The sequence below is a fragment of the Nocardioides sp. BE266 genome (assembly GCF_031457855.1).
Lineage (GTDB): Bacteria > Actinomycetota > Actinomycetes > Propionibacteriales > Nocardioidaceae > Nocardioides.
Genome location: NZ_JAURTI010000002.1, coordinates 534,030 through 557,280, shown reverse-complemented (window position 1 = coordinate 557,280; position 23,251 = coordinate 534,030). Strand labels below are relative to the sequence as shown.

At 71.5% G+C, this 23,251-nt stretch carries 17 protein-coding genes; 10 read left to right on the top strand and 7 right to left on the bottom strand.

The window, feature by feature from the left end; all coding sequences use genetic code 11:
• The first annotated feature begins 1 nt into the window (after position 1).
• From J2X46_RS07010 to J2X46_RS06965, 10 genes are all read left to right on the top strand, one after another.
• Positions 2-862 carry a serine acetyltransferase gene (locus J2X46_RS07010; RefSeq protein WP_310248528.1) on the top strand — a complete coding sequence of 287 codons (861 nt, stop codon included), beginning with the start codon at positions 2-4 and terminating at the stop codon, positions 860-862.
• Entirely contained in the window at positions 862-2,859 is a 1,998-nt protein-coding gene (asnB, locus tag J2X46_RS07005; RefSeq protein WP_310248526.1) for an asparagine synthase (glutamine-hydrolyzing), read from the top strand. Before J2X46_RS07010 ends, asnB begins: the two co-directional genes overlap by 1 nt.
• Complete coding sequence (nadE, locus tag J2X46_RS07000) at positions 2,856-3,857, top strand: NAD(+) synthase (RefSeq protein ID WP_310248524.1); 1,002 nt, start codon at positions 2,856-2,858, stop codon at positions 3,855-3,857. The genes asnB and nadE overlap by 4 nt, the downstream gene beginning before the upstream one ends.
• Entirely contained in the window at positions 3,854-4,558 is a 705-nt protein-coding gene (locus J2X46_RS06995; RefSeq protein ID WP_310248521.1) for a hypothetical protein, read from the top strand. Before nadE ends, J2X46_RS06995 begins: the two co-directional genes overlap by 4 nt.
• A complete protein-coding gene (locus tag J2X46_RS06990) occupies positions 4,555-5,547 on the top strand; it encodes a glycosyltransferase family 2 protein (RefSeq protein WP_310248519.1) in 993 nt (330 codons plus the stop codon). The genes J2X46_RS06995 and J2X46_RS06990 overlap by 4 nt, the downstream gene beginning before the upstream one ends.
• A 91-nt stretch (positions 5,548-5,638) precedes the next feature.
• Entirely contained in the window at positions 5,639-7,210 is a 1,572-nt protein-coding gene (locus J2X46_RS06985) for an acyl-CoA ligase (AMP-forming), exosortase A system-associated (protein WP_310248516.1), read from the top strand.
• Positions 7,207-8,433, top strand: coding sequence for a pyridoxal-dependent decarboxylase, exosortase A system-associated (locus tag J2X46_RS06980; protein WP_310248512.1), 1,227 nt, complete (start codon positions 7,207-7,209; stop codon positions 8,431-8,433). The genes J2X46_RS06985 and J2X46_RS06980 overlap by 4 nt, the downstream gene beginning before the upstream one ends.
• Before the next feature lie 59 nt (positions 8,434-8,492).
• Positions 8,493-8,780, top strand: coding sequence for a phosphopantetheine-binding protein (locus J2X46_RS06975; RefSeq protein ID WP_310248509.1), 288 nt, complete (start codon positions 8,493-8,495; stop codon positions 8,778-8,780).
• Between the two features lie 15 nt (positions 8,781-8,795).
• Positions 8,796-9,644: a hypothetical protein gene (locus J2X46_RS06970; RefSeq protein WP_310248506.1), complete on the top strand. Its 849-nt coding sequence runs from the start codon at positions 8,796-8,798 to the stop codon at positions 9,642-9,644.
• The gene (locus J2X46_RS06965) at positions 9,641-10,981 is read left to right on the top strand and encodes an O-antigen ligase family protein (protein ID WP_310248503.1); all 1,341 of its coding nucleotides are present in this window, start codon (positions 9,641-9,643) and stop codon (positions 10,979-10,981) included. Before J2X46_RS06970 ends, J2X46_RS06965 begins: the two co-directional genes overlap by 4 nt.
• 41 nt (positions 10,982-11,022) lie before the next feature.
• Here the strand turns inward: J2X46_RS06965 and J2X46_RS06960 are convergent, their stop codons facing one another.
• The 7 genes from J2X46_RS06960 to J2X46_RS06930 form a co-directional block, all read right to left on the bottom strand.
• Positions 11,023-12,594: a glycosyltransferase gene (locus tag J2X46_RS06960; RefSeq protein WP_310248500.1), complete on the bottom strand. Its 1,572-nt coding sequence runs from the start codon at positions 12,592-12,594 to the stop codon at positions 11,023-11,025.
• Entirely contained in the window at positions 12,591-14,105 is a 1,515-nt protein-coding gene (locus J2X46_RS06955) for an oligosaccharide flippase family protein (RefSeq protein WP_310248498.1), read from the bottom strand. Before J2X46_RS06955 ends, J2X46_RS06960 begins: the two co-directional genes overlap by 4 nt.
• A gap of 27 nt (positions 14,106-14,132) precedes the next feature.
• Positions 14,133-18,890 (bottom strand): DUF4082 domain-containing protein, encoded by a 4,758-nt coding sequence (locus tag J2X46_RS06950; RefSeq protein ID WP_310248495.1) that lies wholly within the window; start codon positions 18,888-18,890, stop codon positions 14,133-14,135.
• Between the two features lie 110 nt (positions 18,891-19,000).
• On the bottom strand, positions 19,001-20,032 hold the full coding sequence (locus tag J2X46_RS06945; RefSeq protein ID WP_310248493.1) for a glycosyltransferase: 1,032 nt from the start codon (positions 20,030-20,032) through the stop codon (positions 19,001-19,003).
• Positions 20,029-21,186 (bottom strand): DegT/DnrJ/EryC1/StrS family aminotransferase, encoded by a 1,158-nt coding sequence (locus tag J2X46_RS06940; RefSeq protein ID WP_310248490.1) that lies wholly within the window; start codon positions 21,184-21,186, stop codon positions 20,029-20,031. Before J2X46_RS06940 ends, J2X46_RS06945 begins: the two co-directional genes overlap by 4 nt.
• Positions 21,183-21,827 (bottom strand): NeuD/PglB/VioB family sugar acetyltransferase, encoded by a 645-nt coding sequence (locus J2X46_RS06935; RefSeq protein WP_310248488.1) that lies wholly within the window; start codon positions 21,825-21,827, stop codon positions 21,183-21,185. The genes J2X46_RS06940 and J2X46_RS06935 overlap by 4 nt, the downstream gene beginning before the upstream one ends.
• Before the next feature lie 2 nt (positions 21,828-21,829).
• Positions 21,830-23,242: a flavin reductase gene (locus J2X46_RS06930; RefSeq protein WP_310248485.1), complete on the bottom strand. Its 1,413-nt coding sequence runs from the start codon at positions 23,240-23,242 to the stop codon at positions 21,830-21,832.
• Positions 23,243-23,251: the final 9 nt, after the last annotated feature.

Sequence of the window (23,251 nt, the reverse complement as noted above, 5' to 3'; positions counted from 1 at the left end):
AATGGGGGCAATCCAGACCCGGGTCGTCGACGACCCGGACCTGCGTCCGTTCCAGACGGACCTGGACAAGTACTACACGATCTCTGCCGAGGGACAGCGCGGCCTGCGCCAGCGGCTGCGGCTGTGGGTGCTCAACGCCGACTTCCGCGTCGTCGCGTGCTACCGCTTCGACCAGGCCGTGCGCCGCTACCACCGGCAGCACCGCGTGCTCGGCCTCGCACCGCGCATCGTGAGCGCCGTGTGGCGGCGTCGTACGTCGACGATCCACCATGCCGAGATCGATCACCGCGCCCGCATCGGGCCGGGCCTCTACCTGATGCACCACACCGGCGTCTTCGTCGGCCCGGTGTCCATCGGGGACAACTGCGTGCTCCACCACAACGTGACCATCGGCCAGCGGGTCGCCGCCGGCGACCAGGGCGTGCCGCGCCTGGGAAACGACGTGTGGATCGGGCCGGGCGCCACGATCACCGGAGACGTGACGATCGGCGACGGCGCGACCATCTCGGCCGGCACCGTGATCGCGCGCGACGTACCCCCGCGGGCGCTCGTGGCCGGCAACCCGGGCCGCGTCGTCAACGCCGACTACGACAACTCCGCGATGCTCAACTACAAGGTCCGCCGCCCGGTCGCAGCCGACCCGGTGGCCGACGAGAAGGCTGCACGGTTCGACCGCGCGCTCGCCGAGTACGCCCGGCTCCGCGACCCCGCCGGCGACCGCCACCTCGAGGCCGTGAAGGCTGCGATCTTCCTCGAGGACGTCTTCGACGTCGTGCTGCGCGAGGACGAGATCGACCCCGACCAGCTCGGCACGGCCGAGGGCATGCGTGCCGTGCTCGAGCGCGCCGGAAAGACCGCCTGATGTGCGGCATCTGCGGGGTCGTCGCGATCGACGGACCTCCCCCGGACCGCGACCTCGTCACCCGCATGATCGGGCGCCTGCACCACCGCGGCCCTGACGGCAGCGGCCTCTACGTCGACGATCGCGCCGCGCTCGGCCACACCCGGCTCGCGATCATCGACACCGAGGGCGGCGCCCAGCCGCTGTGCAACGAGGACCAGACCGTCTGGATCACCTTCAACGGCGAGATCTTCAACTACGTCGAGCTCGGCGACGAGCTGCGCCGGCGTGGCCACCGGTTCCGCACGCACAGCGACACCGAGGTGATCGTGCACGCGTGGGAGGAGTGGGGCGAGGGCTGCTTCGACCGCTTCAACGGCCAGTGGGCGCTGGCGCTGTGGGACTCGCGCGAGCAGCGGCTCGTGCTGTCGCGCGACCGGCTCGGCGTCCGGCCGTTGTTCTTCACGCGCGACGAGCACCGGCTCGCCTTCGCCTCCGAGGTCAAGGCGCTGATGGCTGACCCCGAGCTGCCGCGCGAGCTCGACCCGGTCGGCCTCGACCAGGTCCTCACCTACTGGTCCACGGTCGCGCCACGGACGGTCTTCAAGGGCATCGAGCAGCTCGAGCCGGGCCACGTCGCCGTGCTCGACCGCGACGGCTTCCGGCGCCGGCCCTACTGGAGCGCCGACTTCCCCGCCCGGGGCGCCGAGCCGGGCCAGGACATCGAGGAGAACGCCCGCGAGCTGCGCGAGCGGATCGTCGAGGCCGCACGGCTGCGGTTCCTGCGCAGCGACGTGCCGGTCGGGGCCTACCTCTCCGGCGGCATCGACTCCTCCATCACGGCCGCGGTGATCGCCCGCTACACCGACGCACCGCTGCACACCTTCTCGCTGCGCTTCGCCGATGCGGAGTACGACGAGGGGGTGCACCAGCAGAAGATGGTGGCCGAGCTCGGCGCCCAGCACGAGGACATCACCGTCTCGCCCGCCGACGTCGCCGAGGTCTTCCCCGACGTGGTGCTCCACACCGAGACGCCGATCCTGCGCACCGCGCCGGCGCCGCTGTTCCTGCTGTCGAAGCTGGTCCGGCAGAACGGCTACAAGGTCGTGGTCACCGGCGAGGGTGCCGACGAGGTGCTCGCCGGCTACGACATCTTCCGCGAGGGCCGCGTCCGGGCGTTTTGGGCGCGCGACCCCGGCTCGAAGACCCGCGACCGCGCCGTCGAGCTGCTCTACCCGTGGATGGCCAACAACCCCGGCCAGGCGCCGGCCTTCGCGCGGAGCTTCTTCGGCCAGGACCTCGACCCGCACGACCCGGCGATCTCGCACCGCCCGCGGTGGGCGTCGACGAGCGCGGTCAAGGGGATGCTCGCGCCCGGGCTGCTCGACGAGGTCGTGCGCGGTGCGGGCGACGACGTACTGGCCATGCTGCCGCCGCAGAGCGCGTCGTGGGACCCGCTGTCCCGCGCGCAGTGGCTGGAGATGACCACCCTGCTGCCCGGCTACATCCTGTCCAGCCAGGGCGACCGGATGCTGATGGCCAACTCCGTGGAGGGGCGCTTCCCGTTCCTCGACAAGGACGTCATCGCCTTCGCCAACCAGCTGCCGGCCCGCCACAAGCTGTGCGGCCTCGACGAGAAGCACCTGCTCAAGCTCGCCTTCGAGGACCTCGTCCCCGAGTCGATCCGGCGCCGGCCCAAGCAGCCCTACCGCGCCCCCGACACGGCCAGCTTCTTCAGCGATGCACCGCCCGACTGGCTGGGCGACGTCACCTCGCCCGCCGCCCTGGCGGACGCGGGGGTCTTCGCGCCGAAGCTCGTGCAGGGCCTGATGGCCAAGGCGACCCGCACCCGCGGCCGCCGCACCGGCAACACCGACAACATGCGCCTGCTGGCCGTGATCTCGACGCAGCTGCTGCACCAGCAGCTCATCGTCGACGGCGGCAGCGCCTGCGACACCGCACCACCCCAGCCGATGACCGTCATCGACCGGGTCCAGCCCGTGAGGAGCACCGCATGACCGCGTTGGAGAACTCGTCGGACATGGCGCTGGGCGACCCATTCGCCATCGACGCCGAGGCCGAGGTCGCCCGGATCACGACGATGCTGCGCGACTACCTCGGCCGCTCCCGGCGCAAGGGCGCCACGGTGGCGCTCTCCGGCGGCATCGACTCGAGCGTGGTGGCGGCGCTGTGCGTCGCCGCCCTCGGCCCCACGCGCGTCTTCGGCATCCACATGCCGGAGCGCGACTCCTCCGAGGACACCCTCGGCTTCAGCACGATGGTGAGCGACGCCCTCGGCATCGACTCCGTGGTCGAGGACATCACCCCCGTCCTCGAAGCGGCGGGGTGCTACGAGCGGCGCGACGCGGCCATCCGGATGGTGTGCCCGGACTACGGTCCGGACCACCTGTCCAAGATCGTGCTGCCGAGCGTGGTGGACTCGGAGAGCCTGCGCCTCTACTCCGTGGTGGTGCAGGCCCCCGACGGCACGACCACCCGCCACCGCCTCACCACCGAGTCCTACCTCGGCATCGTGGCGGCGACGAACTTCAAGCAGCGCACGCGCCGGATGATGGAGTACTTCCACGCCGACCGGCTCAACTACGTCGTCACCGGCACGCCCAACCGCCTGGAGTACGACCAGGGCTTCTTCGTGAAGCTCGGCGACGGCGCGGCCGACGTGAAGCCGATCGCGCACCTCTACAAGACCCAGGTCTACGCACTGGCCGAGTACCTCGGCGTGCCCGAGGCGATCCGCACCCGGCCGTCGACGACCGACACCTACTCGCTGCCGCAGTCGCAGGAGGAGTTCTACTTCTCACTGCCCTGGAACCTGATGGACGTGTGCCTCCACGGCAAGAACAACGGCACGCCCATCGCAGAGGTCGCCGCTGCCGCCGGGCTGACGACGGCCCAGGTCGAGCGGGTGTGGGGCGACATCGACCAGAAGCGCACCACGACCGCCTACCTCCACCTCCCGCCGCAGCTCGTCGAACCCGTGCAGGAGATCGGATGACCGTTCGCGACCTCATCGCCGCCGCCCTGCGGCGGTGGTACGTCGTGCTGCTCGGCGGCGTCCTGACGCTGGGTGCGCTCTTCATGGTCACCCAGCAGGTGCCGGTCTACTGGACCCAGTACAACGTCCTGCTGGTGGGGCCCGCCGGCGTGCAGAAGACCACGATCCTCGACGACCCCGTCTACGGCCTGCAACCGCTGGTCGGGGTGATCGCCACCGACTTCAACGACGGCGCCCCGCCGCTGCTGACCGGCGACGTGGCCGCGACGATCGTCGGCGAGGGCCGGCGCGAGGGCGTGCAGGTGCGCGTGCCCAACCTCGGCACCCAGTGGCGGCCGCTCTTCCCGGCCAACTACCTCGACGTGCAGGTCGCCGCCTCCAGCCCGGAGGAGGTGCTGGCCACGGCCCGCGCCACGTCGTTGCGCATCTCGGTGCAGCTCGAGGAGCTCCAGGACGAGATGGGCGCCCCGCTCAACCTGCGCGCCCGCGCGGTGCCCTCGTCGAAGAACCCGACCGTCATCCCGATCTCGGGCAGCCGCTCCCGTGCGCTCCTGGCGACCGGCCTGTCCGGGATGTCGGTGACGCTGGCGGTCCTCCTGCTGCTGGAGCGCCGCTGGCCCCGCAACCGGCCGGCCCCGGCCCGGGCCCGGCTCGTCACCGCGCTGCTGCGACGTCGTACGCGCTCGGCGGTGACGGCGTGAGGCCTGTTGCGATCGCGGTGGTGACCTGGAACAGCGCCGACGTGCTGCCCGGGCTGGTCGCCTCGCTGCCCGCCGGCGCCGGCGACGTGCCGTACGAGCTGGTGGTGGTCGACAACGCCTCGAGCGACGACACCGTGGCGGTCGCGCGACGGCTGTGCCCCGAGGCGACCGTGCTCCAGACCGGGCGCAACGCCGGCTATGCCGCGGGCGTCAACGCCGCCATCGCCGCGACGCCCGACGCACCTGCAGTGCTCGTGCTCAACCCCGACGTCCGGCTCAGCCCGGGCTGCCTGCCCGCGCTGCTGGCCGCCCTCGAGCAGCCGCACACGGGCATCGCCGTGCCGCGCCTCAGCGACGGCGACGGCGAGCTGATCCACTCGATGCGGCGCAGCCCGACGCTGCTGCGCGCCTACGCCGACGCGGTCCTCGGCGCGACGGTGGCCGGTCGCTGGCCCGCGCTGGGCGAGGTCGTCAGCACCCCGCAGCCGTACGACGCCGACGCGAGGCCCGACTGGGCGGAGGGCTCCACGCAGCTGGTCAGCCGCGCCTGCCTCGACGCCTGCGGGCCGTGGGACGAGTCGTACTTCCTCTACTCCGAGGAGACCGAGTTCCACCTCCGGGCCGGACGGCACGGCTTCGGCGTGCAGTACGTCGCCGGGGCCGGCGCGGTGCACCTGGAGGGCGGGTCGGGCACGTCACCGCGGCTGTGGGCACTGCTCACCGCCAACCGGCTGCGGCTCTTCTCGAGCCTCTTCTCCCGTCCGAGCACCGCGCTCTACTGGGTCGCGCTGATGCTGCGGGAGTCCACGCGCGCCCTGCGCGGCGACGCGATCGCCCGCGCGGCAGTGCGCACGCTGACCCGTCCGGCCCTGCTCCGGGCACCCCGCGGACCCGAGTGGCTCGACCGCTACGACGCCACCGTCCGGTCCGCTACCCCAAATCCGGTACTACCCGCCGGAGACGCCCCTGCGGGGGCAACCGGACCGTAGCGTCGAAGTGGACGTCGAGTCGGCCACTCGACGTGCCGTGGGTCGCCGGGGGGCGGTGGCCGGCGTGAGGACGAATGGGGGGCCTGACCAGATGCGGACGAACCTGCACCACCTGCTCGAGGAACGAGCAGGCCGATCGGGCGACCGACCCGCACTCAGCCACCAGGACGTCACGCTCGACTACTCGGCCGCCTGGGAGCAGGCGTGGCGCACCGGCGCGGTGCTGGCCGGCCTCGGCGTGGAGCGCGGCGACCGCGTCGCGGTCTACCTCGACAAGCGCCCGGAGACCGTGGCCGGCATCTTCGGCGCCTCGGTGGCCGGAGCGGTGTTCGTGCCCGTCAACCCGGCCCTCAAGGGCGCGCAGGTCGCCTACATCCTCGGCGACTGCGACGTGCGGGTGCTGATCACCTCGCGCCAGCGCTGGGAATCCATCAGCGACGACGCCAAGGGCTGTGCGGGGCTCGCGCACGTCCTGCTCGTCGACGCCGAGGCCGACGACATCGCCACCGCGGGCGAGGTGGAGCTGCAGGACCTGGCGGCCCTCGTCGCCGCGGTCGAGGCCCCGCCGGCCCGCTCCGCCGCGATCGACGCCGACACCGCGGCGATCCTCTACACCTCCGGCAGCACCGGTCGTCCGAAGGGCGTCGTGCTCTCCCACCGCAACCTCATCGTGGGCGCCGAGAGCGTCTCGACCTACCTCGGCAACCACGAGGACGACGTGATCCTCGCGGCCCTGCCCCTGAGCTTCGACGCCGGCCTGAGCCAGGTCACCACGGCGTTCGCCTCCGGCGCGCACGTCGTGCTGGTCAACTACCTCCTCGCCCGCGACGTCGTACGGCTCTGCGCGCGGCACGGCGTCACCGGGCTGACCTGCGTGCCGCCGCTGTGGATCCAGCTCACCGCGGCCGAGTGGCCCGCCGAGGCGACTGCCTCGCTGCGCTACTTCGCCAACACCGGCGGCCGGATGCCGCAGTCCACGCTCGGCAAGCTGCGCGAGATCTTCCCGCAGGCCAGCCCGTTCCTGATGTACGGCCTCACCGAGGCGTTCCGCTCGACCTACCTCGACCCGTCGGAGGTCGACCGCCGGCCCGACTCGATCGGCAAGGCGATCCCGAACGCCGAGATCCTCGTGGTCCGGCCCGACGGGACCCGCTGTGCTCCCGGCGAGGAGGGCGAGCTGGTGCACCGCGGCGCGCTCGTCGCCCAGGGCTACTGGGGTGCGCCGGAGAAGACCGCTGCGCGGTTCCGGCCCGTGCCCGGCGACGCAGCCGACTGGCGTACTCCTGAGCTGGCCGTCTGGTCCGGCGACCGGGTGAAGGCCGACGAGGAGGGCTTCCTCTACTTCGTCGGGCGCACCGACGACATGATCAAGACCTCCGGCTACCGGATCAGCCCGACGGAGATCGAGGAGGTCGCCTACGACAGCGGCCTGGTCCGCGACGCCGCGGCGCTCGGCCTGCCCGACGAGGCCCTCGGGCACCGCGTGGTGGTCGTGGTGAGCCCGGCCGGCGAGAGCCTGGAGCCGAAGGACCTGATCGAGGTGTTCCGCCGCCAGCTGCCGCGCTACATGGTGCCGGCCGAGGTGGTGGTGCGCAGCGAGCTGCCGCGCTCCCCCAACGGCAAGTTCGACCGGGTGCTGCTGCGCGAGGAGCTGACCACGTGAGGACCAGCGACCACGTCGCCGCCCACGGCACCGACGAGGGCCGACTGCTCGTCGGCGGGATCCCCGCCGACCGGCTCGCCGAGCGTGTGGGCGCGACCCCGTTCTTCGCCTACGACCGGGCGCTCATCACCTCCCGCGTCGCCGAGGTCCGGGCCGTGGTGCCCGCCTCCCTGCGCCTGGGCTACGCCGTGAAGGCCAACCCGATGCCCGCCGTCGTGCAGCACCTCGCCGGCCTGGTCGACCACCTCGACGTGGCCTCCGCCGGCGAGCTGGCAGTCGCGCTCGACACCGGCTGCGACCCGGCCGCGATCAGCTTCGCCGGGCCCGGCAAGACCGACGCCGAGCTGCGCCGCGCGGTGGCTGCCGGGGTGACCGTCGAGGTCGAGTCGCGCACCGAGCTGCAGCGCCTGGTGCGCACGGGCAAGGAGCTGGGGCTGCGCCCGCGTGCCGCCGTACGCGTCAACCCGCCGTTCGCGGTGAAGGGCTCGGGCATGCGGATGGGCGGTGGCCCGCAGCAGTTCGGCGTGGATGCCGAGGCGATCCCGTCGCTGCTCGGCGAGGTGTCGGAGCACGACGTCGACGTGCGCGGCTTCCACGTCTTCGCCGGCTCGCAGAACCTCAGCGCCGCCATCCTCGTCGAGGCCCTCGAGAAGACGGTCGACCTCGTCCTCGAGCTCGCACCGCACGTGCCCGGCACGGTGGAGTACGTCAACCTCGGCGGCGGCTGGGGCATCCCCTACTTCGAGAAGGACGAGCGGCTCGACGTGGCTGCGGTCGGCGCCCGGCTCACCGAGCTCGTCGACGGCCGGCTGCGTCCGGCCCTGCCCGACGCGACCGTCGTCATCGAGCTCGGCCGCCACCTCGTCGGCGAGGCCGGGGTGTACGTCACCCGGGTCGTCGACGTGAAGGAGTCGCGCGGCCGCAGCTACGCCGTCGTCGACGGCGGGATGCACCACCAGCTCGCCGCCTCGGGCAACTTCGGTCAGGTCATCCGACGCAACTACCCGGTGGCCGTGGCCACCCGGGCGAGCGACGAGCCCACCGGCCCGGTCACGGTCGTCGGCTGCCTGTGCACGCCGCTCGACGTGCTGGGCGAGGAGGTCGACCTCCCGCAGGTCGAGGTCGGCGACCTCGTCGCGGTCTTCCAGGCCGGCGCCTACGGGCTGACCGCCAGCCCCACCGCCTTCCTCGGGCACCCGGCACCCGCGGAGGTGCTGGTGTGAGCACGCCCGACCCAACCGTGGCATCCGATCCGTCAGACATCGCAGGGGGAACCAGCACCATGGACACCGTCACCAGTCAGCGCTCCGACAGCCTCGTGGGCAGCCTCGAGGGAGTCGTGGAGGTCCTGACCCGCACGCTCGGCATCGAGGACCGGGCCGGGTCGATCACCCGCGACACCGGCCTCTTCGGCGAGCTCCCGGAGCTCGACTCGCTCGGCGTGGTCGAGCTCGCCGCCGCGCTGGAGGACCGCTTCGACATCGTGATCGACGACGACGACTTCACCGGTGAGGTGTTCGAGTCGGTCGGCACGCTGACCGACTTCATCGACGACCGTCGCGCGAGCTGAGCAGGAGGACCGACCATGGAGATGAGCGTCCTGTGGGGCTCGCTGCGACGCCGCTGGTACCTCGTGCTGGCGCTGGCGGTGCTGACGCTCGGTGCGATGTACGCCGTCACGCAGAAGGTCGGCGCGACCTACGAGGCGACCGGCACCGTGCTGGTCTACCCGCCCTCGCAGAGCTCGGCGCCCGACGGCTCGAGCTCGCAGGAGAACCCGTACCTCTCACTGGGCGGCGTCAACCAGGCGCGTGACGTCGTGGTGCGCGCCCTGACTTCGAAGAAGGTCAGCGACGAGTTCGGCGAGACCTACCCGGTCGGCACGTCCTTCGAGATCGTCCCCGACTACACCAACAGCGCGCCGATCATCCTCTTCACCGTGGAGGCGAGCAGCCCGAAGGTCGCCACCGCCGCGCTGGAGTCGCTGGTGAGCCTGGTGCCGGTCGAGCTGAGCAACCTCCAGGCCAACCTCGACCTGCCCGAGGCCGAGCGCGTGGCCTCCACGGTCCTCACCCAGGACGAGAAGCCGCAGGCGACCAGCAAGGCGATGATCCGCTCGGCCATCCTGGCCGGCGCGGGCGTCGGCGGCGCCGGCCTCATGCTGATCGCGCTGATCGACGGCCTGGTCCTGAGCCGCCGCAGCCCCGACCCGGCCGCCGGGGCCGACGGGGACGAGCCCACGGCCAGTGGCCCGGACCCCGACGACGATGACGGTGACGACGGCCACCTGGCCGGTGACGACGAGGACGACGAGGCGCCGGTGTTCGTGCCGCTGCGCCCGGTCGCGGGCGCGGGCCGCCCGGCCGAGCGGTCGGTCACGACGCGGATGGTCAAGAGGCGCCGACGGGGCACCGAGCGCGACGAGGCGTCGTGACCGAGCGGCGAGGTGGCCTGGACGCGACCGCGATCCTGACGGCCTACCTCGCACTCCTCTGGTTCATCCCCTCGCCGATGGTCGTGCAGGCGCTGGGCAGCGCCGGCAGTCCGGCCAACATGCTCGGCGTGGTGATCTTCATGGGCTGGGCCTGGTTCACCGTGCGACGCAACGAGCCGACGAGCGTCGGCTTCCAGCCGGTGCGGGCCGCGCTGCTCGGGCTGCTCGTCGTGATGCTCATCGTCTACGCCCACGCCATGGCCGGCCCGCTTCCCGGCGACGAGATCAGCGTCGCCGACTCCGGCCTGCTGCGGCTGATCGGCATGGCCGGCGTCGCCCTGATGGCCGTCGACGGCATCACCACCTTCGACCGCCATGTCGTGCTGCTGCGCCGGTTGGCCTTCGCCGCCGGCGTCGTCGCCCTGCTCGGCCTGCTCCAGTACGCCACGAGCGAGCTCTACATCGATCGCATCCGGATCCCCGGCCTGGTGGCCGGCACCTCGGACTGGACGCTGGGCTCCCGCTCCGGGTTCACCCGGCCGAGCGGCACGTCCACGAGCCCGATCGAGTACGGCGTCGTGCTGGGCATGACCCTGCCGATCCTCATCGTGTGCGCCTCGGTGCGCTCGCGCTACCGCTGGCTCTACCGGGCGATGCTCGTGGCGATGATGGCCTCGATCTACTTCTCCCTGTCGCGGTCGGCGTACCTCTGCGCGATCGCGGGCGTGGCCGTCCTCGCCCTCAAGTGGGACAACCGGCGCCGGCTCACGGCGCTCGCCTTCGTCGTGACGGTCACCGCGGTCATGTACGTCTCGGTGCCGGGCCTGCTGGGCTCGATCCAGGGCTTGTTCTCCAACGCCGGCGAGGACCCGAGCATCGCCTCGCGCACCGGCAGCTACGACATCGCCGGCCAGTTCATCTCCAGCTCGCCGATCATCGGCCGCGGCTTCGGCACCTTCCTGCCGAAGTACTGGATCCTCGACAACGCCTACCTCGGCCTGATGATCGAGGCAGGCGCCGTGGGGCTCCTGGCCCTGCTCACCCTCATCGTCTCCGGGCTGGTCAGCGCACGTCAGGCCCGGGTGACCCTCGAGAAGCGCACCGACGACCCCGCCGCCGAGGGCGCCCTCTACGCCCACGCACTTCTCGCCTCGGTCGCGGCCGGCGCCTGCGGCCTGGCCTTCTTCGACGCCTTCGCCTTCCCCCAGACCGCCGGGTGCTTCCTGCTGCTGATCGGCCTCGCCGGCGCCAGCCGCCGGCTCACCCGCGGGACGGACACCCCGCCCGGAGCGTCGGACGACCAGAAGTCGGTCGCCACCGCTGCGTCACGCGGGTAGTTCCGCGACGCGGACCACTTCTGGTCGTACGACGCGCCGGCTCAGGCGGATCGGGAGCGCAGCCGCCGGATCCGGCTGGCCGCGCTGGCGGGGAGCAACAGGGCTGGGCGAAGCGTCCCGGTGCGGGCGAGGCGCGCGGCCGTCTCCAGACGGCGGCCCCAGGGCAGCTGGGGCGCCATCGTCTCGAGCGTTCCGGCAAGGCCTTGCCCGACGCCGTTGGCCATCATCAGCAGCAGCTTGCGGTCGAGCTCGTCGGTGTGGCGTACGGCGCGGCCGGGAGCCGACGCGGGCCCGGCGGCCGGGGGTGCGTCGAGGACCTTGCCCACGGCTTCGGCCCAGGCACCGTCGCCGTGGCTGCGGTGGACGGCGGCCCCGGTGCTCGCGCCGAGCTCGTCGCGGGCCGCGTCGTCCTGGAGCAGCCGGGTGACCTCGGCTGCCAGCTCCTGGCCCGATCCGGCGACGACGAGGTCGTCGTCGAGCTCCGGGGTGTCGGCCCCGAGGACGCCGAGGGCGTCACCACCGGGGCGCAGCGTCAGCACCGGAGTGCCCATCGCGCCCGCCTCCAGCACCGACGTCAGCGAGGAGAACGGGTAGGAGTCGACGTAGACGTCGGCCGCTTCCAGAAGCGTGTGGACGTCGGGCAGCAACCCCCACGCCCGGCCGAGTCCCTGGTCGGCGAGCACTGACCACTCGCTGTCGGGCGTCGGCCCGGCGACGTGCAGCTGGGTGCCGGGGACGTCACGCAGCACGGGCAGGAGGATGTCGAGGAGGGTCTCGCCGCCCGCCGCGGCGTACTTGTAGGTGTCGGCCGCGCTGGCCACGACCCGCGCGTCCGCGGGGATCCCGAGCGTGGCTCGCGCCTCGGCGCGTGCGCGCTCGCGCTCGCGCAGCTGCAGGGGTCGTACGACGAACGCGTTGCGCGCCTCGGGCACACCGCGGCGCTCCACGTTGAGCCGGGCCCCGCTCTGGCGGAGGTTGACGACCCGGTCGGCCGCCGTGACGCCGATCCAGAAAACATGGTCGGCGTGGTTGACCAGCAGCACCTCGGGGCGGCCCTCGGTGTGCTGCGAGAGCGCGATGGTCGCGACGGCGTCGTTGGGGTGGACGTGCAGCACCACGTAGTCGTGGGCGCTGGCCAGGTCGCGCAGCGCGGCCGCGCGATCGACGAGACGTCGGTGCTGGGCGTCGAGCCGGACGAGGGCGTCGCCCGACAGCACCGCGGTGAGCTTGTCGGGGACCTCGCGGTCGCCCTGCCCGGTGAGGGCCACGCTGTGGTCGCGGGCGGTGTCGAGGCGGATCCAGTTGGCCAGCATCTGGGTGTGGCCGCCGGTGCCGTAGACCTGCGAGACCACGTGCAGGACCCGCGGCCGACTCCCGGCGGGCCGCTCCGCCACGGGCGCGGGCGCCGTCAACCGCGCGCCGAGGTCGGCGAGCACCTGCTCGAGGGATCCGCTGGCGAAGGTGCCGGTCGGGTTGCACCAGGCGTACGTCGCCGCGGTCATCGCCGCGACCGCGGCGCGCTCGTCGCGGCCGCGTCGGGCCAGTCGCTCGGCGCGGTGCACCAGACCCTGGAAGACGTGCCAGTTGCGGTCGAGCCGCTCGACGGCCCTCATGCGTCGACCTCTTCCAACGGGGCCGGTGCCGGGCCGGACCTCAGCGCCTTCGCCTGCCGCAGCAGGTCGGGGCGGAGGAGCAGCACGCACGCGATCGCCGCCAGGCAGATGATCCCGGCCGCGAGCGACGTCATGAACGGCGAGGCCAGCTCGGCAGTCACGAGCCACGTCAGGCCGGCAGCGGCAGCCGCCACCAGCAGGGGCAGCACGACCGCGGCGCCGAGCGGCGCGAGCGGGATGCCCGTGCCGCGCAGCATCGCGAGGTAGCAGGGCAGCACGACCACGAGCACGACGGCCAGCTCGGCGACGGCGACGCCGACCAGGCCCTGCTGGCGGGCCGCGAACCAGACCGCCGGTCCCAGCACGGCCAGCCACAGCAGCTGCACGGTGAGCAGTCCGCCGGTGCGACGCATCACGACGAGCAGGTCGTAGGAGAGCTCGAGGAAGATCCGCACGGAGGTGGCCAGGACGAGGATGGCGAACACGTCGGCCGCGCGCGCCCACTCGTCGCCGTACACGAAGCGGACCACGTCGTCAGAGACGGCCGCGCCGACGAGGCACACCGGCAGGGTGACCGCGGCCAGAACCCGCAGCAGCAGGGTGAACGCGTCGGCCACCCGGCGCGGGTCGTCCTGCATCCGGGAGAAGACCGCGGGTGCGACGCTGCGCAGCGGCTGGGAGAACATGTTGAGCGGCCACGACGCGAGGTTGAAGGCCAGCACGAAGAAGCCCAGCGAGGTGGCCCCGAGCGTGGCCGCGACGGCGACCTGCTCGACGTAGCCGACCGCGAAGACGACGATGCTCGCGCCGGCGAGCGGGAGGCCGAAGCGCAGCAGCGGTCGCACGAGCGTGCGGTCGACCTGCCAGCGGTAGGGCCGGGTGGCGTGGACGAAGAGCACGACCCCAACCAGCGTCGCGAGGACGCGCCCCCACGCGAGGCTCCACGCGCCGAAGCCGCCGAGCGCGAGGCCGAGCGAGAGGGCGGTGCCCGACCAGGTCACGAACTGGTCGATCACGAAGCGGCGGCGCTGGCGGAACTGGCGCTGCAGCAGGGCGGCCGGCCCGGCCACCATGCCGCTGAAGACCACGGAGACCGACATCAGCCGGATGATCCCGGCGGCATCGGGCGCGCCGAGCACCCGCGCGATCGGCCCGGCGGTGGCGCACAGCCCGGCGAAGAGCATCACGCTGCCAGCCGTGGAGATGACGTTGACGCTACCGAGCATCGTTCGGGGATCGCGCTCCCACCGCACCACGGCGAGGCTCACGCCGAGCTCGTTGAAGCTCAGCACGGCGAGCAGCGCGACCAGGGCAACCGCGAAGGTCCCGAACTCGCTGGGCCCGAGTATGCGGGCGAGCAGCACCCCCACCAGCAGCGTGCCGAACCTCGACAGTGCCGTGTTGAGGAAGCTCCACCCGAATGCACCTGCGGCCGCGCGCGCCAAGCCGGCGCCCTGTCCTCCGTCTGCTCCAGTAGTGCCGGTTCCCACGCTGCCCCCTGCGTCGTCCATCTGCCCCCACAGTCCCCTAGGCCCGACTCACGGCGAGGCCTTGAAGACCACGTCGACGAAGTAGTTGGTCGAGTTGTAGGACCCGGCAGGGAAGCCGCCGCCGGCGCCGTAGCGATAGACGCCGTTGCTGCCGGACGGTGCCGTCAGCGGTCCCACTGTCCGCGCGGCCGTGGCGAAGTAGCCCGGCGAGGAGGCGTAGCGACCGACCGGCGCGTAGTAGGAGACGGTGTACGTCGCCCCCGGCGTGAGCGCCACCGGGGTGGCGAGCGCCGCGGTCTGCCAGCCGGTCGCGGTCTCGTTGGTGAAGGTCACCTGGGCCAGCCGGTTGCCGGCGGCGTCCCACAGCGAGCCCACGTGGGTGCCGGTGTTGCCGGTGCCCTTGTAGAACTTCACCGCCGTCACCGACCCAGCCTGCGAGGCGGTGAACCTCGTGCCGACCTCGATCGCCGACGGATCGTTCTCGGCGGGCGCCGCGGGCGTTTGGTCGGCGAAGAGGGATGTGGTGCCGACGTCGTCGATGCCCGTGGTGAAGGACCACGTCTGCGTGCCGAGGGTGGCGCCCTCGGTCGAGACCAGGCCGGTCACGCTCACCGAGTAGGCGCTCGTGGCCACCAGCGTCCCCGACGGCGTGAACGTGATCGTCCGGCCGTCGCTCGAGAGCGCGGAGGTGCCCGCCACAGGCACGCCGCTGCGGGTCACCGATATCGCCCAGCCCGAGGCGAGCGGCGCGGACACCGTGATCGACGGCTTGGCGGCCAGCGACACCTCGGTGGCACCCGACGCCGGTGTGCGGCTGTCGACGGTCAGCGACGCGGCTGCCCGCTCGAAGACCACGTCCACGAAGTAGTTCGCGGCGCCGTAGGTGTAGCCGGGATAGCCACCGGCCGAGGCGTAGAGGTAGCGGCCGTTGTTGGACGCCGGGGCCGACAGGTCGCCCTTGGTGAGCGCACTGCTGAAGAAGCCGGACGTCACGGAGTAGTGGCCCTGCGGCGCGAAGTACGAGACGACATACGTCGTGCCGGCCGTGACCTGCAGCGGGGTCGCCAGGGTCGCGGTCTGCCAGCCACTGGCGGTCTCGTTGGTGAAGGTCACCTGGGCCAGCCGGCTGCCGGCCGCGGACCAGATCGACCCGGTGTGGGTGCCGTTGTTGCCGGCGCCCTTGAAGAACCGGATCTGCTTGACCGTGCCGTTGCGCGACGGGGTGAAGGCCATGCCGAGTTCGATCGGCGCACCGTCGTCGGCGGCCGCCGTGTCGGGCACGACGTCACCGAGCAGCGTCTGATTCGACAGCGTCTCGGCGTCCCTCGTGCGGAACGTCCAGGTCCTCGTGCCGAGGCTCGCGCCGTCTGCGGTCGTGACCCCGGTCAGGGTGACCGTGACATCGGTGCCGGCAGGCATCGGCGCGGACGGCGTCCAGGTGATCCGCGTCCGGTCGGTCGAGAGCACCGCATTGCCCGCGATCGCCCCACCACCGTTGACCGAGATCGCCCACCCGGGCTCGACGAGGTCGGAGAAGTCGACCACGACCTTGCTGCTGCGGGCGACGTCGAGCGCGCCCGGCGCGGGCGACTGCGAGGTCATCGCGATGCTCGGCGGGGTCTTCTCAAAGACCACGTCGACGAGATAGCTCGTGCTCGACGTGCCACCCGGGAAGCCGGCCGGGTAGCTGTAGGCGCCCGCGGTGGAGGACACCCGGAGCGGCGCCCAGGAGAGGTCACGCTCGGAGAACGCGTTGAGCGTCGCAGAGTAGCGGCCAGAGGTCGAGCGGTAGGAGACGACGTACTGGGTGTTCTTCGCGATCGCCACCGGCGTCGCGAAGTTCAGCTGCTGCCAGCCGCTCGCCGACTCGTTGGTGAACGTGCCCGAGGCCAGCTCCACGCCGTTGGCGTTCCACAGCGAGCCGACGTGTGCCCCGGTGTTGCCGGAAGACTTGTAGAACCGGACGCCGGTGACCACGCCCTTGACATCGGACGTGAACCGCGTGCCCAGGCTCACCGGCGCGTCGACGAACTCCATGACTGTTGGCGTCACCTCGTCGCTGAAGAGCGAGCAGGGACAGACACCTGGCGCGTTCGGCGGCTTCGCGGTCGTGAAGGACCATGTGGCGCCGGAGGTGATGGGATTGCCCTGGGCGTCGGTGCCGCTCAACGTGGCGGTGTAGCGGACGAACGACGCCAGCTGAGCGGTCGGCGTGAACGTGATCGTCCGGTTCGCGGCGTCGTACATCGTCGTGCCTGCGACAGCTTGGTTGTTCGCGTCGCGCAGCACCAGGCCTGGCGTGCCGCTCATCGGCTTGGAGAAGCGGGCCGAGACCGTGGTCGTCGCCGGAATCGCCGAGGAACCGGGAGCCGGTGCCTGGCTCATCGCGATGAGCGGCGAGTCGTCAGTGGCGGAGTAGATCACGTCCACGAAGTAGTTGTTGTTCTGGTAGCTCGAGGACGGCAGGGTGCCGGCGACCCCGTACACCCCGGGCGGCTGCGCCCCGAAGCCACCGGCCACCTCCATCGCGCCTCCATCGATGCCGCGGTAGGCGAAGGCCCACTGCTGGGACGCGTAGTGACCGCGCGGTGCCGTGTACGACACCGTGTAGGTCTGACCGGCGACCACCGGTACCGCCTCTCCGAAGTTGGCTGCCTGCCAGCCGGTCGCGGTCTCGTTGGCGAAGGTGACCTGTCCCAGTCGCTGACCGGTCGGGCTCCACAGCGAACCGACGTGCGTGCCGGTGTTGCCGGCGCCCTTGTAGAACCTGACCCCGGTGACGAAGCTGTCGACCACGGGGGTGAAGCGCAGGCCGAGCTCCACTCCCACTCCGTCGTCGGTGTCCGGTGTCGAAGGTGTCGTACTTCCGAAGATGCTGCAGGGGCAACTGACGGAGAAGCTCCGGCTGGCGGCGGTTCCGATGTTGGCGCTGTCGTCGACGCCGCGGACCAGGATGGGCGTGGTGCCACGCCCCTTCTGGATGACCGTAGCCGTCCACGACGTGGTGCCGGTGGCGGACTGCCACGTCGCGCCGTTGTCGTTGGAGACCTCCACCGCAGCGACGCGACCCGCGGCGTCAACTGCTGTGCCAGTGAGGGTGACAAGGTCGCCGTTCTTCTGCGCCTGGCCTGCGGCCGGGGTGTTGATCGTGACCGTGGGACCGGCGGTGTCAGTCGACTTGGTGGCCGCGACAAGGCCGGTCATCAGGGTGGTGGGCTGCGCGCCCATGTCGGCGAGGAGGTTGACCTGCGCCTGCTGCATGCGCACGTCCGCCACGTCGTCGGAGAACGGGGAATCGTGCTCCGCGTCGAGGCCCCATGTCCACTGGATCGTGCCGGCGCTGAAGACCAGGGCACCGCTCGCTGCCTTGTAGAGCGTCATGTTGTGCTTAGTGGTGCCCGCACTCACGGTGTTTCCGAAGTCGCGGAGGTACTCAGGCACTGGCCCCGTGGTGGTCGACAGCTTGATCAGCCCGGGCGGGCTGAAGCCGTTGTCCAGCACCTCGTTGGACTCGTAGCCCACGGTGTGCGGTGCCAAGGCTGTCTGGGTGGCACTGGTGGTCGCGAGTGAGGTGTTGCGCCACAGCCGTAGCCTGCCCTCCTCCTGTCGCACGGTCAGCGGCATGTCATCGAAGTTCACCATGTAGGCCGTGCCGATCAAGGCGTTCTCCGGCAGTCCACCGCCATTGGCCCGCGACGCGAGACGGGGGTCGCGCCAGGTGCCGGTCCACTGCGCGTTGGGGTCGATCTTGGCGTTGGCCCAGGTCTCCTTGTAGGTCACCAGTGTCCGGTAGGCCGTGTGCGAAGCGTCCGCCGACTGCTCGTACCTGGTGCGCCAGTAACCCTCGTTGCCGGCCAGGAACTGGAGGTTCACGCCTGCGTCCCGTGCGGCAGTGATGTTGGCGCGCTGGGCGCCGCTCCAGTACTCGTCGTGACCGACGGACAGGAAGACCTTGTGGTTGGTCAGCAGGTGGCCTCGGCGATCGGTGTCCACGCCGGCGATGTAGGAGACGTCGTAGCCGTTGCGCTCGAGGAAGCGCACGAGCGCGTACTCGTGGCTGAAGTAGAAGTCACGCCCTGAGGCCGTGCCGCGAGTGAGGAACGGCCGGTTGTAGCTCAGCTTGTAGGCGCGACCGTTGGCGCCGCCCGCATAGAAGCTCGATCCGCCGTAGGTGTTGTAGGCGTGCCAGGTGGTGTCCGAGGTCTGGAAGACCACGTCGGAGTGGCTGGAGTCGTCCCGGACGATGAAGGTGATGTGGCTCGATTCGCCGTTGCTACGAGTGAGCTTGGCGAGGTAGACGCCCGAGACTGCAGTGGACGGCACGTTCCAGGAGGCGGAGACAGCCCAGTTGCCGCAGTCGTAGAGCTCTGTGGTGACGTCGGTGATGCAGTTGGGCTGGGTCTGCGGCAGCGATGCGCTCGGCGTGACCGAGGTGATCTTGCGGGCGCCGAGGCCCTGGTACCAGCCGGTCCGGTAGATGTCGATGGTGTAGGACGATGCGTTGGTGTCGATCTTGAAGTCGATCCGCTCGCCCACGTTGACTGAGATCTCAGTGGCGAAGCCCTGGATCGAGGCATCACCCGCTCCCCAGATGTCCCAGATGTCCGGATCGGTGCCGGGCTTGGAGTTCTCGCAGGCGATCTTGTTGCCGGTCGGGCCGCACGGGTCCGCCGCGTTGGCCGAGGAGGGTCCGCCGAGGAGCGCAGGCCCCACGAGCGCGTTGAGGGCCGCGACGAGCACCAGGGCTGACGCCTTGATCCCCCACGAGCGCCCGGACCCCACCTGTGACTTCGTCGTGCTGGCCATGCCTACCCCACCCTTCACGGCGCGCCTGTGCGCCACCGTCCCCGATCCTGCTGTCGTCACGGGGTCCGTCGACCGCTCGCCGGCGGATATCCCCACATTTCGGTGCGTGCTCAGACGCGGGCGGCGGTGGCCGCTGCGGCGGCCGTCGCAGCGGCCGTCGTGGTGGCCGCCATCGAGCCCGCGGTGCGCTGTCGCGGCAGCGGCACGGACGTGATCCGCAGCTGCGGCGGGTCGGTCACCTTGGTGACCGTGCGGCTCGCCGCGGCGACGAGGTCGCGCTCCTTGAGGCTGTCGGCGTCGCGCGAGATGCACAGGTCGCGCAGCGCGAGCTCGAGGGCGATGGTGAGCTGGTGGTCGTCGACGTGCTCGCCGTGCATCGAGCGGCGCGGCACCAGGATCGGGCACTTGCCGTTCTCCAGTGCCATCAGCGCGATGCCGGTGCCGGCGTGGGCGACGACGACGTCTGACGCGCGGACAGCCGTGGACATCTCCTCCGACGGCACCCGCTCCCGTCCCTCGATGCCGAGGCCGGTCGTGTCGGTGCACCCGGTCTGCCAGAGCACCTCGGTGCCGGCCGGCACCAGCGGCACCAGCCGCTCGAGCAGGCGCCGGAAGCCGTAGCCCTCCTGCGTGCCGAGGCTCACCACCATCCGCCGCACCGGGCGCGGCGCGGTCGGCGTGGTGTCGTACAGCTCCCAGGGCGAGGCGAGGTACTGCCAGTGGCCGCGGGTCAGCGCGCTCGACTGGCTGTAGGTCGTGATGCCGGGGACCATCGCCAGCGCACGGCCCGACAGGGACGGCGCGTCGAGGCGGGTGGCGCTCTCGATGTAGACGGTCTCGATGCCGCGCACGCGGGCCTGCGGCAGCACCGCGAGGGCGAGCGCGGCGCCCGTGCTGACGACCAGAGAGACGTCGTGCTCGCGGAACAGCCGCCGGCAGGCGATCGTGTTGCGCGCCAGCGCCCTGGTGTCGCGCGGTGGGCAGGGGAAGGCCCAGTGGACCCGCTCCCCCGCGAGCAGCGACTCGGTCTGCGGTGTGCGGGGCGTCACCCACACCACGTCGTCCCCGACGCCGAGTCGCGGGCGCAGGGTGTGCAGCTGCATCAGGTGGCCGCCGTCGTTGGCCACGAGCAGGGTGGTCACGAGTCGCCCCTCTCGAGGTGCTCGTCGACATGGCCCTCGACGGCCGCCGCGAGCACCTCCACGACACGGTCCTGCATGGCCTCGGTCAGGTGCGGGTGCATCGGCAGGGAGAGGATCTCCTGCGCAGCCTTCTCTGCCACCGGGGCGGTGCCCGGGCCGAGGCCCAGATGCCGGTAGGCCCCCGTCAGGTGCACGGGGTAGGGGTAGTGGATGCCGGCACCGACGCCGGCCCGGTTGAGCTCGGCCAGCACGGCGTCGCGGTCGGAGACGCGGACGACGTACAGGTGCCAGACGTGGGTGCCCTCGGCACCCAGCATCGGGCGGCGCACGTTGTCGACGTCGGCGAGCAGCGCGTCGTAGCGGGCGGCGGCCCGCACGCGCAGCTCGTTCCACTTCTCGAGCCGGTCGAGCTTGGCCCGCAGGTAGACCGCCTGGATCGTGTCGAGTCGGGAGTTCATCCCGATCACGTCGTGGACGTAGCGGGTCGAGGAGCCGTGGTTGCGCAGCCGCCGGACCTCCGCGGCGATCGTGGTGTCGTCGGTGGTCACCGCACCGGCGTCGCCGGCGGCACCGAGGTTCTTGCCGGGGTAGAAGCTGGTCGCGCCGACCCGGGCGAGGCCGCCGGACCCGCGGCCGTCGAGCCGGGCGCCCTGCGACTGGGCGGCGTCCTCGACGAGCGCGATGCCGTGCGCGTCGCAGATCTCGGCGAGGCGGGCCATCGGGGCGAGCTGACCGAAGAGGTGGACCGCGGCCACGGCCTGGGTGCGCGGCGTGATCGCCCTCTCGACGGCGTCGGGGTCGACCAGCAGCCGCCGGTCGTCGACGTCCACCGGCACCGGCACGGCGCCGATGCGCGAGGCCGCCTCGGCGGTCGCGACGAAGGTGTTGGCCGGAATGACGACCTCACCGCCGGCGGTGACGCCCGCCGCCCGCAGGGCCAGCTCCAGGGCGTCGGTGCCGTTGCCGACGCCGATGCAGTGGTCGACGCCGACGAACTCGGCGTACTGCTGCTCGAAGTCGGCCACGGCGGGCCCGTCCACGAAGGCGGTCCTGGCGAAGACGGACGCGATGCCCGCCTCCACCTCCGCGGCGACCTCGGCGTGCTGCGACGCGAGGTCGACGAAGGGGACCTGGGTGGTCGTGCTGGCGGTCATGCGGGGACTCCTGTCCGGATCGGTCGGGCGGGGACTCCCACCCACGTCTCTCCTGCTGGTACGTCGTCGAGGACCGCGGCGCCCATGCCGACGGTGGCCCCGGGGCCGATGTGCACGCCCTGGCGGACCGAGGCGTTCATGCCGATGTAGGCGGCCTCGCCGACCTGGACGTCGCCGCCCAGCGACACCCCGGCGCAGATGGTGGCGAAGTCGCTGACCGTGCAGCCGTGGGTCAGCGTGACGTGCGGCATCAGCACCACGTGGTCCCCGACCTCGACGTCGGCGGTGAGCACCACGCCGTCGAGCACGATCGAGCCGGTGCCGATGTGGCAGCTGCCGGGGAGCACGACCCGCGGGTGGATGAGCGAGGTGTAGCGGGCCGGGTCGACACCGAGCATGTCGAGGCGTACGGCGACGCGGCGGCGGTGCCGGCCATGGCCGAGCGCGAGGACGACCTGGGGTTCGACCACCTCCGCGACGAGGTCTACCGAGCCAAGCACCGGCGTCAGCCCGTGAAGGGTGCCCCACAGGGCAGGGTTGTCGTCGACGATGGTGATCGGGCCGTCGTGCTGGAGCATGACGGCCACCGCAGTGGCCTCGCGAGTGAGGCCGCCCGCTCCGACCATGAGCAAGCCGCTCATCGTCACGATGCCTCGGTCACGGCGGGCCCGAGCTCGAGGCCGGCAGGGATGACGTCGGGCCACGGGCACCACTCGAGCGGATTCTCGGGTGAGACGTCGGCGCCGACGCGGATCCGAGTGACCTTTCCGAAGATCATGACGTGGGTGCCAAGGTGCTCGGTGCCGATGACCTCGCACTCGTAGAACAGCGGGAGCCCTGTCAGGGTGGGAACCCGCTCCCCCTCCTGGTGGAGGAATCCCGAGTTGACAAGCTTGTCGACGTCGGCTCGCAGCGAGGTGTTCCCGGCATAGCGCAACGAGTCGAGGACGGCGTCGTTGATGAAAGGCACGCCACAGCCGAACCAGCCACTCTGCACGATCATGTCGAGTGAGGCGCGCGGGGCGTACCGCTCGTTTACGGCGGCGTACGACACGCACGGCGCGATCACGAGTGGCTGCCTGCTCACCACCGTTGTGGAGCCACACGGCATCACGTTGGCGGTGCCGTCGGCGCCGCGGCTGGTGATGATCCCGGCGGACTGCGGGAAGAAACACGGCCACCGCGCGTCGTCGTTGTCCGTGATCAGGTCGTCAGGCACGTGCAGGACCGACATCCCGTCCCGCACGTAGTCCCCGCGGAACCCGATCGTGCCGGCTGCGGGGAATCGATAGTTGGGCTCGTAGCCCTTGGTGTAGCCGGTGTGGTTGGCCATCGCGTCCGGCTTCGGGCCGGTGAGCGCGAGCTCGGTCTGGAACTCCGGCAGGCTGCGCCACTTCACTTGCTCCTCTCCGCGGGCAATGCTCTCGCGCATCTGTATCGTGCCGATACGCAGGAAGTAGATCCGGTGGCTGCCGACGTCGACCCAAGGCTGTTGGAATAGCGGACGGCCCTCGTTGTCCACAGTCGGAGAGACGAGTTCGGCCTCGTAGACGAGATAGGAGTCATCGAAGACTGGCGTGTCGGAGTCGATGGCGTCACGCACGCGCAGTCCAGTCCGCTCGACCCGCTCAGCCGTGGCGGAGTCGGGCGTGTTGGCGATCGTCGCCATCGCGGCATCGAGCTCAGCCCCGGGGGCAATAAATTGGACCGCAGCCTTGCCCGACGACTCAAGGATCTTGCAGAACCCTGACCGGGCGTAATGACGGTCCGACAGCGTCTCGCGGCAGAAGCTGAGCGCCACCAGGTAGGGGAACCTGTTGACGATCGAGGCACCCACCACTTTCTCCATCGCCGACAGCGACCCGTCGCCGGTGGTCACCAGGCAGATGGGCGAAGGGAAGAACGCCGGCCATCGGCTGTCGAGCGCCACGTCGGCCGGGTCCTCCGGCATCGGGCGCCACAGCGCGTGCTGGTCGTCCCGCGTCCAGCCGGACGACGATGTCAGGGGCTCCGTGGGCCAGGTGTAGGCGGAGACCCGCTGGGCAGTGGTCAGCATCTCGACAGA